Raw genomic sequence first — 15,436 nt, 5'->3', positions numbered from 1 at the left:
TTTATTAATCCCGTTGGTAAATTTTGCTTAGCCGTTGGTGTTCCATTTATAACCGACGCCAAATACGGTCTGGATATGCTTGAAGTCGGGATCAATTTCTTTAAATTTATTACGGATTCGACGTATGTACCCGTTGATGGTATTGCGCTCAACATAGCTCTGGCGTGTGATTTGCATCATGTTTTCGTAGGTTTTTACATGGCCTGGATGCCGAGCCATTGATTCGATTAGCCAAAATTCAGTGAGGGTCAGGCTCAGCTCTTCACCTTTCCATCGAATCGACATGCTGTCCTCATTGATTTCGAGGTCGTTGATAACCATGGAACTGCTGTTTTTGGTTGTTTCGGGGTCTTGCGCGAGGCTGTCTACGATGCGGAATAGGGAATTAATGCGCACGCTAAGATACTGCATATTTAGCGGTTTAGTTAAATAATCCCATGCGTCTAGACGTAAACCCGAAACGCGATCAATGTCGGTATCGCGCGCGGTCAAAAATATAATAGGCAGTGTTGGCGATAGGGCGCGTAAATCACGACACAGGTCAAAACCACCATCCATTTCGTTCTCGAGCATAATGTCTAAGATCGCAAGATCAGGCATGTTGAGGCGCATTCCGATAAGCGCCTCTCGTCGATTAGCGTAGGTGTCTACGGCATAGCCGGATTTCTCCAAAGCATCACGATAGTTTTCGCGCTGATCGAAATCATCTTCTACGATTGCCACTTTTCTGGCCATAGGAATTAATCACTCTCTGGTTATTGGTGTGAAATAAGGTGCGGTTGATTACGCCAACGGTCGTATTTTGCCCTAAGAATCGAAATTAAGCTGTGTTTCGATTCAAAACCATATTTTTACCATTAGTTCATCCCGAATTCGTCATTCCGCAGGAGTCTAATAGATATATCGGAAAACGAATAAGGCTCAAGAAAGCAAAACGCTATGAAGTTGATCATACAGCACCGCAATCAAATAGAAGCCGTTTCCCGTAAACATGTCGTGAATTTTAGAAGAGCGAGAGTAGTAACATGAACCACCAAGTATTTGTACCTGTCACAGACGAGCTAATTTATAACCATCCAGAACAGATCGAAGGGCCGTTAATTCCTTACGCTGCTGGTATGGAGTGTCATGAGTGGTTGTCGATTGAGATTAACCCAGATGAAACTGCGCCACTAGTTCAAGCGGCCAGTAACCGTCAATCAAGCAACTTACGACTTGCCTATAGTGCTTAACTGCGTATAGCGCCTAATCAATGAGATACTCAAGTCGAGGATTATTTACTCGGCCTCTTTAAGTTGTTGGAGTTGGTCTAGTTGTTCGAATAGGTCTAAGTTGTTGGAATTGATCTAAGTTGTTGGAATTGATCTAAGTTGTTTGGTTTAGTTGTTGGAGTTAGTTTAACTAGCTGGAGCAAGTAGCAAGCCTACAAGCTTCCGGGCAGTTTGAGAAGGTTCTCATTCCCCGATTGAGCGATAACTAAGTCGATTAGCATTGATCGCAATGCGGTCTTAGTCGCTTGCCCCTCGGAAATATTATTTAACAGATGTAGGCGGAGCCTATATTCTAGCGCCTAGTCCGGCGCCGAACGAAGCTTTTGTCGTCGCGTCCTGAACGTGAGTGTTCACCTACAGCCCACCAGTGGGCTAAACATATTAGCTGGGCGTAAGGATACGCACTATCAAACAGGGATGCGTAAGTCGCATTTATTTAGTTTCACGACCCACTTTGGCTCAATGCGAGCACTGATTTTGACTAGCTTAACGCCAACCTAGCTGCCACCGGCCTCCTAGAAGCAACTCCTTACTACCAAATTACTGAGTCATAAGACCAGAAACGTGCTCGTGCCGGCACTACAGTTGCAGTTGTGAACGCCAATCGAACTGAAACGACTGGTGTGTGTAAGATCCGTCGGGCTGAGCGTTGTAGAGCGGTTGGTAATACGCTAAGCGTTCAGTAATGTCGTGCAGTGCGTCAACTAATTGCGCGATGTCGCTGGCTTGATTGTAGAGGCTCAAGCTGACCCGAACCATGCCGCGTTTCCGATTAATAAACTGTTCTTGCTCATCGTCTGGGATCTCCGACAGGTCTAGTTCCCATAACTCTTCCTTCAATAAGCTGCTGACATAAGGGTGGGCACAAAAACACTCGTTGCGCACCGCTATGGCGAAGTAATCGTTCAAAATGGCGGCGACTAAACCATGGTCAATTTCAGCGATATTAAATGCCACTGCGCCAGTTCGTGCTTGTGTTGCACTCCCATACACAGTAAGTCCTTGCACCGTGCTTAGGCCGTTAATTAGTTCGTCCACTAATTGCGATTCGCGTTGATGAATCGTTTCTAGGCCATATTCTTTTAAGGTCTTTAACACCGCAGCAAGCGCAATTGCGCCCACTACATTCGGCGTGCCAGATTGCTCTCGCTCGGGGTAGGTAGTGGATAACTGATAGTCGAAATAACTCACTGTTTCAACCGATCCGCCGCCCAGGTCTTGGCCGGACATTGTGCTAAGTAAGCTGCGTTTCGCAACTAATACGCCCGGCGACATAGGGGTATAGACCTTGTGGCCGGAAAATACAAAAAAATCGACAGAGCTGTTGCTCAGATTGATGGCCCCGTGAGCAACACTCTGCGCACCATCGACCAAGATGGGGATGTCGAATTTATGCGCTATCTCCGTCATTTTCTCGATTGGATTGCGAATTCCGGTGACATTGCTCACTGACGACACGGCAATGTAATTCACCTGTTCTCGATATTGCTCGCAGAGTTGTTGATAACGCTTTAGGTCAACGCAACCTTGATGGGTTGACTCGCCGGTAAGCGGCAGGTAGATGACCTCAATGTCTTGATGGCGATGTGGTAAATCGTTGGCATGGTGTTCCATCGATGACACTAACACGACTCGTCGTGTGGGTCTCGCGGCACGTAGTCCACGGGCGACGCGGTTAATGCCTGCGGTGGTGCCGGCGCCCGTAAAGATTGCGGTGTATTCAATCGGATCAGCGCCCAAATATTCCAACACGGTTTCGTGTGCCCAAGCTAGCGCGTGGCTGGATATCTGCGCGGAGCTATGTACATAGCTGTGGGTATTTGAATAATGCGGCAATACCTTGTTAATGGTGTCAATGGCAACTTGTGCGGCCAGCGGTGACGCAGCGCCATCTAAATGCACGCGGGTTAGGTGGCGGCCATCGGCGGTTGGGTACTGGGTATCCAGTCCAATAAATTGGGGAAGTTCTGACATTACTGAATTATACGGTGCCTTGGCACAAGGGTCGATGATTGCGTATGATGTCACCTTCTAAAATAACTATCCGTTAAATTCCATGAAAAAAACACTTATTGCGACGATGGCAATGTGCCTGAGTGCTGCGGCTTGTAATCAATCAGAGAAACCAGCGGACGCTCCAGTTAGTTCGCAGGCTGAAGTTGCTGACACAGCCCCAGCGGTGGCGAATACCGTGGCCGAATCTAACCCATTTTTCGCCGAGAGCGACCTGTTCATGATGTATCCGCCATTTGATCAAATCAAAAATGATCATTATGCCCCAGCGTTTGAGCGAGGCATGAGCGAACAAATTGCTGAAATTGAAGCAATTGTGAACAACCCCGAACCCGCTACTTTTGATAACACGTTTATTCCATTTGAGAAAAGTGGCGCGACCTTGGCACGAGTTTCACGAGTGTTTTATGCGCTTTCTTCCGCGCATACCAACGATGACATCAAGGCTGTACGGGCTGACGTGGCACCGAAGCTCTCAGCGCATTCCGATGCAATCTTGTTGAATCCTGCATTATTTGCACGGGTTAAAACGATCCATGATTCCTTGGCTGATCTCGAGTTGGACGCTGAGTCTAAGCGCTTAGTGACAGAAACCTATAAAGACTTCATTGGTGCTGGAGCTGAGCTGTCTCCTGAAGATAAAGAAAAGTTAAAAGCGTACAACTCTGAATTAGCAACATTAACTACTCAATTTAGTTCGAATGTATTGGAAGAAGTTAATTCAAATGCGATTGTGCTGGACAGCGCAGAAGAGCTTGCTGGTTTGTCGGAAGGGCAGATTGCATCAGCGTTAGAAGCAGGAAAAGCTCGGGAAATGGAAGGGAAGTACGTGGTGCCATTGCTGAACACCAGTCAGCAACCTTCTTTGTCGTCGCTACAAAATCGAGCGGTTCGTGAGCGTATCCTGAAAACCTCATTGGGTCGTGGAAGTTCCGGCGGTGATTACGATAACCGAGAGTTGGTCACGAAGATATTTAAGCTACGCGCTGAACGAGCTCAACTGTTGGGCTTTGCGAATCACGCGGCCTACCAGCTGGTCAATCAAACAGCGCAAACGACTGAAGCAGTTAACCAGCGCCTAGCCACACTGGCACCGCCTGCGGTTGCTAATGCTAAGGCTGAATTAGCGGACCTTCAAGCTCTAGCGACCGAGTTGGGCGACGACATTGATATTCAAGCTTGGGACTGGGATTTTTACACCGAGAAGTTACGCGCCAAGCGATACAACTTCGATGAGTCTCAGCTTAAACCGTATCTTGAAATGGAAAACGTGTTGGTTAATGGTGTGTTTCATGCCGCTGAGAAGCTGTATGGCTTAACCTTTAAGCAGCGCACTGATCTGCCGACTTACCACGAAGACGTCAAAGTGTGGGAGGTGTTTGATGCAGACGGTTCCACGTTAGCGCTGTTTATCCAAGACTTCTATGCGCGTGAGTCGAAGCGTGGTGGTGCATGGATGAACGCCTATGTACCGCAGTCAAACTTGTTAGATAGAAAGCCGGTTGTGGCTAATCACTTGAACGTGCCCAAGCCGCCCGCTGGTGAGCCCACTTTGCTAACGTGGGACGAAGTTACAACCATGTTTCATGAGTTTGGACACGCCTTGCACGGCATGTTTTCGGATGTGAAATACCCAAGCTTCTCGGGTACCTCGGTACCACGCGATTTTGTTGAATATCCATCGCAAGTTAATGAAATGTGGGCTGATTGGCCAGAAATCTTAGCCAACTATGCGACTCACTATGAGACCGGAGAACCGATGCCGAGAGAACTGCTGGATAAAGTGCTGGCGAGCTCTAAGTTTAACCAAGGCTATGCGACCACTGAATATTTGGCGGCCTCGTTGCTCGATCAAGCGTGGCATCAATTGACCCCTGATCAGGTGCCAAGCGCGGATGGTGTGCTTGAGTTTGAGGCGAATGCACTGGAAAAAGTTGGCGCCAAAATGGATCAAGTGCCTCCACGTTATCGCACTACTTATTTTTCGCACATAATGGGCGGTTACTCAGCTGGCTATTACTCGTATATTTGGAGTGAGGTACTGGACGCCGATTCGGTCGAATGGTTTAAAGAAAATGGTGGATTAAAGCGTGAAAACGGCGATCATTTCCGTAAAACTTTGCTATCGCGTGGTGGGTCTGAAGATGCTATGACGATCTTTAAAACCTTCCGTGGAGCAGATCCTGATATTCAACCCTTGTTGGAACGTAAAGGCTTGACCGGCGCTAAAAAATAACGCGCGGATCTAAGCAATGAAGGCCTGTTGAGTGTACTCGACAGGCCTTTTTTATGGTTATACACAACGTTGCACGAAGCTGTGTATTCTTGCTCAAAACAACTACTGAAAATTTACTATGAAGCGCGATAAGAAAACTGTTGTTATAGGGCTAATCGTCATTGTTTCGATTGGCTTGTTGCTAAGTTGGGCTGGTGGTTCCGGCAGTGTGCGGCTTGGGATTGTGCCGGTATTTGCGGTGTGCGGTTTCTTGGCTTTTCTAATCAACTGGCTCGCATTCATTCCTGCCAATGCCGCACAGACTGAAAAATACTACGATCTAACCGGTAGTCTGACGTATTTAACATTGATTGTGGTGGCGCTGTTGTTAAGCGGGAACACCAGTGATCGTGCGTTGATTGTGGCGGCGATGGTCGCGGTTTGGGCGATGCGGCTTGGTAGTTTTCTATTCTTAAGGATTCGCAGTGACGGAGCTGATGATCGTTTTGATGAGATAAAAGTAAAGCCGTTGAGTTTCTTTTTCGCATGGACGCTACAAGCACTTTGGGTATTGTTTACCGCGGCCGCGGCGTTGGCAGTAATTACTAGCGAGAAGCAGCTAGCGCTAGGGGTTATTGGAACGCTCGGGATTGCCATGTGGGTAACGGGCTTTCTATGCGAAGTAATCGCCGATGCGCAAAAACGTCGTTTTAAGCAAAACCCGGATAATCGTGGACGATTTATACAGTCCGGCCTATGGAGCTGGTCTCGGCACCCGAATTATTTTGGCGAAATCTTATTGTGGAGTGGTGTTGCGGTAATTGCGATACCTATTTTACAAGGACCTCAATGGCTTACGCTGATTTCTCCGGTGTTTGTGTACCTATTGTTGACCCGTGTCAGTGGCATACCACTGCTGGCGGAGAAGGGCACTGAACGATGGGGCGACGATCCTGCTTATCAAGCCTACGTTGAAAACACGCCTCGGCTAATTCCTATGCCGCCACGTAAATCTGACTCGAATTAAAGCTAAGCCCGACTATTATCGTGAGTATCGCCGTGTGTGATGGGGCTTCTAACGCTAATACCGTTATGGATTAGTCCCATTAGTTTAGCGGTAAGGTGGGTCCCTCGTTATATAAAAAAAGAGGCAACCTCAGAAAACTGAGATTGCCTCTTTAGCTCCACGAAACATATTCCTTATGTTCCCTTCTTTGTGCTAATTCAGGGTTTTCCCCTTTAGTTAGCCAAACTGGTTCATCGTGTTGTCTTCTCCAGCCGCTTTTAGTGCCGCGTCACCAGAGAAGTATTCTTTATGATCATCACCAATGTTAGAGCCCGCCATATCTTGGTGCTTAACACAGGCTAGACCTTCACGAATCTCTTTACGCTGTACACCTTTGACATAGGCCAACATGCCTTCTTCGCCAAAATAACCTTTGGCTAGATTGTCGGTAGACAAGGCCGCAGTGTGATAAGTCGGTAAAGTGATCAGGTGGTGGAAGATACCCGCTTGAGCGGCGCCATCACGTTGAAAGTTCTGAATCATTTGGTCGGCGCGTATGGCTAGATCGGATGTGTCATATTTGACATCCATCAATTCATCTCGATTGTATTTGCTCACATCATCGCCGGCTTCGACCATTGCGTCGTAGGCTTGTTGGCGAAAGCTCAATGTCCAGTTAAACGATGGTGAGTTGTTGTAGACCAATTTTGCATCTGGCACAACTTCACGGATTCGATTAACCATGTTGCCGATTTGACCCACATGTGGCTTTTCGGTCTCGATCCAAATTAGGTCAGCACCATTCTGTAAGCTGGTAATGCAGTCAAGTACGCAACGATCTTCACCAGTGCCTTCTTTGAACTGAAACAGGCCGCTTGGCAAACGTTTAGGTCGAACCAGGCTACCGCCACGATGAATGACAACATCGCCATTGTTCATTTGACCAGGTGTTAATTCTTCGCAATCCAAATACGCGTTGTATTGATCGCCGATATCGCCGGGCTCATTAGTAACAGCGATCTGCTTGGTAAGACCGGCACCTAAGGAGTCGGTTCGCGCAACAATAACGCCATCATCAACACCAAGTTCTAGGAAGGCATAGCGAACTGCTCGAATTTTGGCAAGAAAGTCAGAATGTGGCACGGTTACTTTTCCGTCTTGGTGCCCACATTGCTTTTCATCAGATACCTGATTTTCGATTTGAATGGCACATGCGCCGGCTTCAATCATTTGTTTTGCAAGCAGGTAGGTCGCTTCTTCGTTACCAAAGCCTGCGTCAATGTCGGCAATGATTGGCACTACATGTGTTTCGAAATTATCGATATGATGTTGAACTTCAGCTGCTTTAGCATTGTTTCCTGCGGCACGTGCTGCATCGAGTTCTTTGAAAAGATGGCGTAACTCACGAGCATCAGCCTGACGTAAAAAGGTATACAGCTCCTCAATTAACTTTGGTACGCTGGTTTTCTCGTGCATAGATTGGTCTGGAAGCGGTCCAAACTCTGAACGCAATGCCGCAATCATCCAGCCTGACAAATATAAGTAGCGCTTGCTAGTGGTGCCGTGGTGTTTCTTCACAGCAATCATTTTTTGCTGTGCAATAAATCCGTGCCAGCAACCCAATGATTGTGTGTATTGGGCTGAGTCGGCATCGTAGTCAGCCATGTCTTGGCGCATAATGCCAGCTGTGTACTTAGCAATCTCTAAGCCGGTTTGAAACCGATTTTGCAGTTTCATACGTGCCGCATATTCTGGATTGATGCCGGCAAAGGTTGTTCCGTTTTCGTTGATTAAGCGCTCATTGGCCTCAATCGCTTGTTTGTAGGTAGACATCTTCATCTCCTGCTTGTTAACTAGTTGGTTCATTAGGATTCGTGGAAGTTGGTGCATTTGTTTCTGATGAGCCCACAATATCGTTGACAGGGCGCTTCAGGAATAATCCTATCGGTATGATTGTCATTCGCAATTTGAATAAAGGTGGCCATATTCACCATTTTTCTGCTTTTTGGCTGGTTTATTCATATTGCAAATAGTAGTCATTCAGACAGAGTAGCCGACTCATGTGTAAAATTTGCTAAAAGGTTGTTTATTAACAAACAAATCTGGCTTCCGTAGATAGAGACAAAAATCATGAGTAATTACATTAAACGTGCCGAATTAGACGTCGATCAACAGCTGGTCGACTTTATTGAACAAGAAGCCTTGCCGGGTTTGACGGTGTCGGCAGGTCAATTTTGGCAATCGTTCTCGAATGTGGTGCACGAGCTAAGCCCGATAAACCGCGCCTTATTAAGTGAGCGTGATTCGATTCAAGCTCAGCTCGATACATGGAATCAACAAAATCGAAATTGTTTTGACCCTGCCGTCTACAAAGCTTTTTTAAAAGAGATCGGTTATTTAGTAGAAGAGGGCGAGGACTTCGAAATTGCCACCGAGAATGTGGATACAGAGATTGCCGAGCAAGCCGGCCCCCAATTGGTGGTTCCGACTTCTAACGCTCGGTTCGCATTAAATGCAACGAATGCTCGATGGGGGAGTTTGTATGACGCGCTCTATGGAACCGATGCCATTTCAGAGCAAGACGGCGCCGCGCGAGCTGGTGCTTACAACCCAGTACGCGGTGCTAAAGTAATTAAATTCTGCCGAGACTTCTTGGATGCCCATTTTGCCTTAGTTGATGGAACACATGCTGATGTCATCGCTTATCGTGTTGATCAAGATGGTCTGGTCGCTGAAGCCGATAATGGCATATTAGGTCGTCTGCAAGACCCGAGTCAATGTATTGGGTATCAAGGAGACGCGCAGTTCCCAACGGCAATTCTGCTTAAGCAAAACGGTTTACATGTTGCGATTCAGATTGATCCCCAGTCTCCGATTGGCAAAACCGATCGGGCTGGCGTGTCTGATTTGAGCTGTGAAGCAGCGCTTACCACCATTCAAGACTTCGAGGATTCAGTGGCCGCGGTGGATGCGCAAGATAAAGTTGGTGTGTATCGTAATTGGCTGGGGTTGATGCGTGGAGACCTTGTCGAAGCCTTTCAAAAAGGTGGTGAGTCTCTGACACGAACCTTGACCGCGGACAAAACTTACACGGCATTGGATGGCTCACAGTTGGTATTGCCTGGGCGGAGTTTGTTGTTTTGTCGTAACGTTGGACACTTGATGTCAAACCCTGCGGTATTAGATCAAAATGGCGTCGAGGTTCAAGAAGGCATCATGGATGCCATGATTAGTGTGCTAATTGCGCTACATGACCTACAGCACACTGGTGAATTGCGTAATTCTCGCACCGGGAGTGTTTACATTGTTAAACCCAAAATGCATGGTCCCAAGGAAGTCGCGTTTGCCAATACGCTGTTTAATCGAGTGGAAGATGAGCTCGGTTTAGCGCGGCACACAGTGAAGATCGGTGTGATGGATGAAGAGCGTCGCACCACGGTAAACCTAAAAGAGTGTATTCGCGCCGTTAAAGACCGAGTGGTTTTCATTAATACCGGCTTTTTAGACCGAACCGGTGATGAAATACACACCAGCATGTTGTTGGGTCCAATGGCGACCAAGGCAGAAATTAAGCAGCAACCATGGATTACGGCCTATGAGGATTGGAATGTCGACATCGGCCTGGCTTGTGGGCTACCGGGTAAGGCTCAGATTGGTAAAGGAATGTGGGCTATGCCTGATGAAATGGCCGCCATGCTCGATGCTAAAATTGGCCACCCTAAATCAGGTGCAAACACCGCATGGGTTCCATCGCCAAATGGCGCAACCTTGCACTCTATCCATTATCATCAAGTTTCGGTATTTGAGGTTCAAGAGGCATTGAAATCTCGCAAGCGTGCCTCTTTAGACGATATTTTGACAGTGCCGTTGAGTCATGATCCAGACGCTTGGTCAGCACAAGATATTCAGCGAGAATTAGATAATAACGCGCAAGGGATATTGGGTTATGTGGTGCGCTGGATTGATCAAGGTGTTGGTTGTTCTAAGGTGCCAGATATCAATAATGTCGGTCTGATGGAAGATCGTGCGACGCTGCGTATCTCGAGCCAGCATATGGCGAATTGGCTGGAGCATGGAATCACTACTATCGACCAGATTCATGAGACTTTCGAGCGTATGGCGGCCGTGGTCGACCAACAAAACCGACATGATTCGAACTATCGGCCGATGGCGGGCAACCCAGATAGCATTGCGTATCAAGCTGCGTTGGCCTTGGTGCTACAAGGGAAGCAGCAACCAAACGGCTATACCGAACCATTGCTACACGAGTATCGTCTCAAGTTGAAAGCCAGTTAATCGCGACTCGCTTGTATTCTAGTGGGGCTGTTTATATTCGGGTAGCCCCACTTCATGACACGTTGTGTCTAAGTGCATTGATGTGCAAGCAATGAAGCGCTTGTGTGCGTAGCGTAATGACGTGCACAGTGGTAGCATTACGCTCCTACGTATTCCCCAAACTCGGCTAGCATGTCTGACCAAATAATTACTGCCGTCACTAATCAACTGCATTCGGTGACTGACCCTTATACAAACGCAAAGCTCACTGCTGGAAGATCGTTGAAATCGGTCAAGGTGAATGAAGCAGAAGTTGTTATCTCTCTGAGTCGAGGCTACCCAGTTGCCGCGGTGATCGACGAATTAGCCAGCTTAGTGCGTGATTCGTTGCGCGATGTACCATTGGGCGAGCGCGCCTTGGAAGTTGTCATTGAGCAAGAGATCATCTCGCATTCGGCGCAAACCGGCGTACCAGCGGTTGCGGGTATCAAAAACATAATTGCGGTCGCTTCAGGTAAAGGTGGCGTGGGCAAATCAACGGTTTCAGCTAATTTAGCGCTGGCGCTATCAGCATCCGGCGCGCGTGTGGCGATCTTGGATGCGGATATCTACGGGCCGAGTCAACCGCGCATGCTCGGTATTAAAGGCAAGCCAGAAGCGCTCGACAACAAAATGCTACTGCCGATGCAGAACCACGGCATTAAAGTTATGTCGATTGGCTTCTTGATCGAAGACGATACGCCAATGATCTGGCGTGGTCCGATGGTGACGCAAGCATTGGAACAAATGCTGCGCGGTACGGATTGGGCAAACGATGGCAACGAAATTGACTACTTAGTGATTGATCTGCCGCCGGGCACTGGTGATATTCAGCTGACACTGTCGCAAAAAGTGCCGGTATCTGGCGCGGTAATCGTGACGACGCCGCAAGATATGGCTTTGTTGGATGCGCGCAAGGCCTATAAGATGTTTGAGAAGGTGGACGTGCCGGTGTTTGGCGTGATTGAAAATATGAGCACGCATATTTGTACCCAGTGCGGTCATGAAGAAGCGATCTTTGGTTCGCTCGGCGCGCAGAAAATGGCCGATGAATATAAGTTAGATGTGCTCGGCAATATACCACTTGAGATGGCGATTCGTGAATTGGCGGATTCCGGCACACCAACTGTGGTTGCGCAACCTGAATCGGCAACCGCTAAGCGCTACTTGTCGATTGCGCTTAAAGTTGCTGGCAAGTTATCGGCTAAAAAGAAAGATTTCAGCGCATCATTTCCGAAGATCGTGGTGGAGAATAGCTAATGAGTGACAGTAGCATTGGTAAGTTGTTTCGAGTAACCACGTTTGGCGAGAGCCACGGCAAAGGAATTGGTTGTATCGTAGACGGATGCCCACCTAATCTAGGGCTTACCGAAGCCGATCTACAGCCGGATTTAGATCGCCGCAAGCCTGGCCAATCCAAGTTTACGACCCAGCGGCGTGAACCTGACGAAGTACAAATTTTCTCCGGGGTATTCGAGGGTAAAACCACTGGTACCTCGATTGGCATGATCATCCACAATACTGATCAAAAGTCGAAGGACTATTCCAACATTATGGATACCTTTAGACCCGGTCATGCCGATTACACGTATCACCATAAGTATGGCAATCGTGACTATCGTGGTGGTGGTCGCTCTTCTGCGCGCACTACGGCGATGATCGTGGCAGCTGGCGGTATTGCAAAAAAGTACTTAGCTGAAAAAGAAGGTATTCAAATTCGCGCGTATCTAGCGCAAATGGGTAACGTTAAAGCGGAAAAGATAGATTTTTCGGAAATCGCTAATAATCCATTCAATTGTCCCGATGTTGATAAAGTTGCCGATATGGAAGCGCTGATCACACAGTTGCGCCGTGACGGTGACTCGGTTGGTGCTAAGATCACGGTGGTCGCGAGCAATGTGCCGGTTGGCTTGGGCGAGCCAGTTTTCAACGAGTTGGATGCCGATATCGCCAAGGCGTTAATGAGTATTAATGCGGTGAAAGGGGTCGAAATTGGTGCTGGCTTTGATAGCGTTATGCAGCGCGGTTCTGAGCACCGCGATGAACTATTTCCAGACGGATTTGCGAGCAATAATGCCGGTGGTATCTTAGGCGGAATTTCGTCGGGTCAAGATGTGGTCGCGAGCCTAGCGTTAAAACCGACTTCGAGTATCACCAAGCCCGGCAACAGTATTGATATCCACGGTAAACCTGTTGAAGTGGTTACCAAGGGACGACATGATCCTTGCGTGGGCATTCGCGCTGTACCGATTGCTGAGGCGATGTTGGCAATAGTCTTGATGGACCACTACCTTAGACATCGAGCGCAAAATGCTGATGTGTCAGTGGCGACACCGGCTATTCCAGCCCGACGTGGGTAATTAAGCTTAGTATTCTATGGCCTAACGGTGCATCGTGTAAGTCGTTAGTGATGTAAGTCGTTAAGCGTAAGCCAATGAGAGTTCGACAAGGTAGTCGAACTCTCATTCCTAACCCTTCTGCTTTAACTCGCTAGTCTCACCTGGACCGGAACCCCGTTTAACGCCGCATTACCAGAAAGTTTGTCGATTAACTTGTCATCGGTGAGTTCGTTGCAGTTCACGCCATCTTGTTGTGAGGCAATTTCCATTTTCACACCGCGACCTTTGTGTCCCCAACCATGCGGTAAACTGACTACGCCGGGCATTACCTCATCGGTGGCGATCACCGTAGTGGTGACGCTACCGACGCGCGATTCAATTGTGACTTGAGAGTCACTGGCAATTCCACGTTGAGCCAAATCGTCAGGGTGCATCATTAGTTGCCAGCGTGGCTTACCTTTAACTAATCGATGGTAATTATGCATCCAGGAGTTATTGCTACGCACATGGCGACGACCGATTAAGAGCAATTTATCGGCATCAAGCTGACCAGCGCTGTCTTGCAGGCGCTTGAGATCATTGATGAGAAAGTCTGGTGCACAATGAATTTTTCCGTCTTCGGTACACAAACGTTCGAGTAAGCCTGGGCGCAGTGGGCCAAGGTCTACACCGTGTGGGGACTGCTTCAGCTTATCCATCGTCAAACTAATTTGTGGATTTTTTTCTGCGCCGTATTCACCTTCAGCAATGCCATGCGCGACCAGTTGATCTGGCGCTGGAAGAGGGCGGAATTCGGTGCCTTTCAGTTCGCAAATTTTGGCCGCTAGCGCATTGTATATTTGCCAATCATGCAATGCGCCTTCAGCGGGCTCAAACACCGCTGGGTTGTAGCGCGCGCTGTCGTGCACGGCTAAACGTAAAAATGCGATATCGTAGTGATCGTGTTCGAGTGGACCCGTCGGTGGCAGAATTACATCGGCGTGTTGCGTGGTTGCATTAATGTAAAAGTCGATGGCTAGAAAAAAGTCTAAACCTTCGAAGGCAGCGCTTAACTCTGAACCATTGGCACTCGAGATCAGCGGATTGCCAGCAATCGTTACCATGGCACGAATTTGTCCGTCGCCAGGGGTTGATATTTCTTCTGCCATGGTCACTGCGGGTAACTCACCAGCGAACTCAGGGAGGCCGCTGACGCGCGATTGGAATAGGTCAAAATGTCCGCCCGCGTTGAGCCCTTTTTTGACGTAACCAAAAGCAGGCGAAGTCAGTAAAGAGCCGCCAACTGAGTCGAGCGCGCCGATTAGAATATTTATGATCTGAATTGCCCACTGACACAGTGCACCGAATTCTTGTACTGAAACGCCCATGCGCCCATATATGACTGCTTGCTCAGTGTGTGCGAGGTCATAGGCTAATTGACGAATCGCTTCGGCAGGAATACCTGATTGTTTGGTGGCGAGATCGACCGAGAAACCAGATACGGCTTGTCGAACGGTATCGAGACCGTCAAGATGAGCACTTAAGTGCTCGGTTTTTAACCAATTTTCTTTGAACAATAGGTTAATTATCGCCATTAATACATAGGCGTCTTGGCCAGGTTTAACGAATAAGTGTTGATCAGCTATGTCGGCGGTTTCTGTGCGGCGAGGGTCAACTACAACCAGCTTGCCGCCACGTTGCTGTATCGCTTTGAGGCGCTTGGGCGCATCCGGCATGGTCATGATGCTGCCATTAGAGGCTAGTGGGTTGCCACCAAAAATCACCATCAATTGAGTGTGGTCGACATCCGGGATTGGCAAGAAAAATTGATGCCCATACATCGCATACGACGTAAGGTGATGCGGCAGTTGGTCGAGTGAGGTGGCGGAGAAGTTATTGCGGGTCTTGATAGCTCGGCGCAATAAAGGGCCGTGCGTCATATTGCCGTAGTTGTGCACGCCAGGGTTACCGCCAAAAAAGCCGACCGAGTTAGCACCGTGCGTCTGCTGGGTTTCGACTAGACGCTTGGCAGTAAGCTCAATGGCTTCATCCCAGCTGATTTCTAGCCATTCTTCACCGACTCGCTTAACCGGCTTTCGTAAACGATCTGGGTCAGTGTGGATGTCGGCAATAGCCGTGGCTTTCGGGCAAATATAGCCACGACTAACGGGATCATTCTTATCACCACGAATCGACAGGACTTCGCTGCCTTGGGTACGTATCTCTAAACCGCAGATCGCCTCACACAGGTGACACGCTCGGTAGTGGGTTGTTGCTTGTTCAGACATGCTCTCTCCAG

The 15,436-nt window shown here is 48.3% G+C and carries 10 protein-coding genes; 6 read left to right on the top strand and 4 right to left on the bottom strand.

Translation table 11 applies throughout. From position 1 onward, the window contains the following. Positions 1-27 precede the first annotated feature (27 nt). Positions 28-735 (bottom strand): response regulator, encoded by a 708-nt coding sequence (locus tag DFR28_RS17685; protein WP_113955728.1) that lies wholly within the window; start codon positions 733-735, stop codon positions 28-30. 290 nt (positions 736-1,025) lie between these two features. Between DFR28_RS17685 and DFR28_RS17680 the strand changes: the two genes are divergently transcribed. After that, positions 1,026-1,232 carry a hypothetical protein gene (locus DFR28_RS17680; protein WP_113955727.1) on the top strand — a complete coding sequence of 69 codons (207 nt, stop codon included), beginning with the start codon at positions 1,026-1,028 and terminating at the stop codon, positions 1,230-1,232. 618 nt (positions 1,233-1,850) lie between these two features. On the opposite strand, the gene DFR28_RS17675 is transcribed toward DFR28_RS17680, so the two are convergent. Beyond that, positions 1,851-3,245, bottom strand: coding sequence for an aminotransferase class V-fold PLP-dependent enzyme (locus DFR28_RS17675; RefSeq protein ID WP_113955726.1), 1,395 nt, complete (start codon positions 3,243-3,245; stop codon positions 1,851-1,853). An 82-nt stretch (positions 3,246-3,327) separates the two neighbouring features. Between DFR28_RS17675 and DFR28_RS17670 the strand changes: the two genes are divergently transcribed. Together DFR28_RS17670 and DFR28_RS17665 are read left to right on the top strand one after the other, a co-directional pair. Next, positions 3,328-5,520, top strand: coding sequence for a M3 family metallopeptidase (locus DFR28_RS17670; RefSeq protein WP_113955725.1), 2,193 nt, complete (start codon positions 3,328-3,330; stop codon positions 5,518-5,520). 118 nt (positions 5,521-5,638) lie between these two features. Beyond that, a complete protein-coding gene (locus DFR28_RS17665; protein WP_113955724.1) occupies positions 5,639-6,526 on the top strand; it encodes a DUF1295 domain-containing protein in 888 nt (295 codons plus the stop codon). A 216-nt stretch (positions 6,527-6,742) separates the two neighbouring features. Here DFR28_RS17665 and DFR28_RS17660 read toward each other — a convergent pair whose 3' ends face one another. After that, on the bottom strand, positions 6,743-8,338 hold the full coding sequence (locus tag DFR28_RS17660) for an isocitrate lyase (RefSeq protein WP_113955752.1): 1,596 nt from the start codon (positions 8,336-8,338) through the stop codon (positions 6,743-6,745). 297 nt (positions 8,339-8,635) lie between these two features. On the opposite strand from DFR28_RS17660, the gene DFR28_RS17655 reads away from it, so the two are divergent. The 3 genes from DFR28_RS17655 to aroC all read left to right on the top strand — a co-directional run bounded on the left by DFR28_RS17655 (position 8,636) and on the right by aroC (position 13,179). After that, a complete protein-coding gene (locus DFR28_RS17655; RefSeq protein ID WP_113955723.1) occupies positions 8,636-10,801 on the top strand; it encodes a malate synthase G in 2,166 nt (721 codons plus the stop codon). 171 nt (positions 10,802-10,972) lie between these two features. Then, a complete protein-coding gene (gene apbC, locus DFR28_RS17650; RefSeq protein ID WP_113955722.1) occupies positions 10,973-12,079 on the top strand; it encodes an iron-sulfur cluster carrier protein ApbC in 1,107 nt (368 codons plus the stop codon). Next, positions 12,079-13,179 (top strand): chorismate synthase, encoded by a 1,101-nt coding sequence (gene aroC, locus DFR28_RS17645; RefSeq protein ID WP_113955721.1) that lies wholly within the window; start codon positions 12,079-12,081, stop codon positions 13,177-13,179. Before apbC ends, aroC begins: the two co-directional genes overlap by 1 nt. A 122-nt stretch (positions 13,180-13,301) precedes the next feature. Here aroC and DFR28_RS17640 read toward each other — a convergent pair whose 3' ends face one another. Further along, on the bottom strand, positions 13,302-15,425 hold the full coding sequence (locus DFR28_RS17640; RefSeq protein WP_113955720.1) for a molybdopterin oxidoreductase family protein: 2,124 nt from the start codon (positions 15,423-15,425) through the stop codon (positions 13,302-13,304). Positions 15,426-15,436 lie beyond the last annotated feature (11 nt).

Source organism: Arenicella xantha, assembly GCF_003315245.1.
Classification (GTDB): Bacteria; Pseudomonadota; Gammaproteobacteria; order Arenicellales; family Arenicellaceae; genus Arenicella; species Arenicella xantha.
This window is presented reverse-complemented; position numbering and strand designations above follow the sequence as displayed.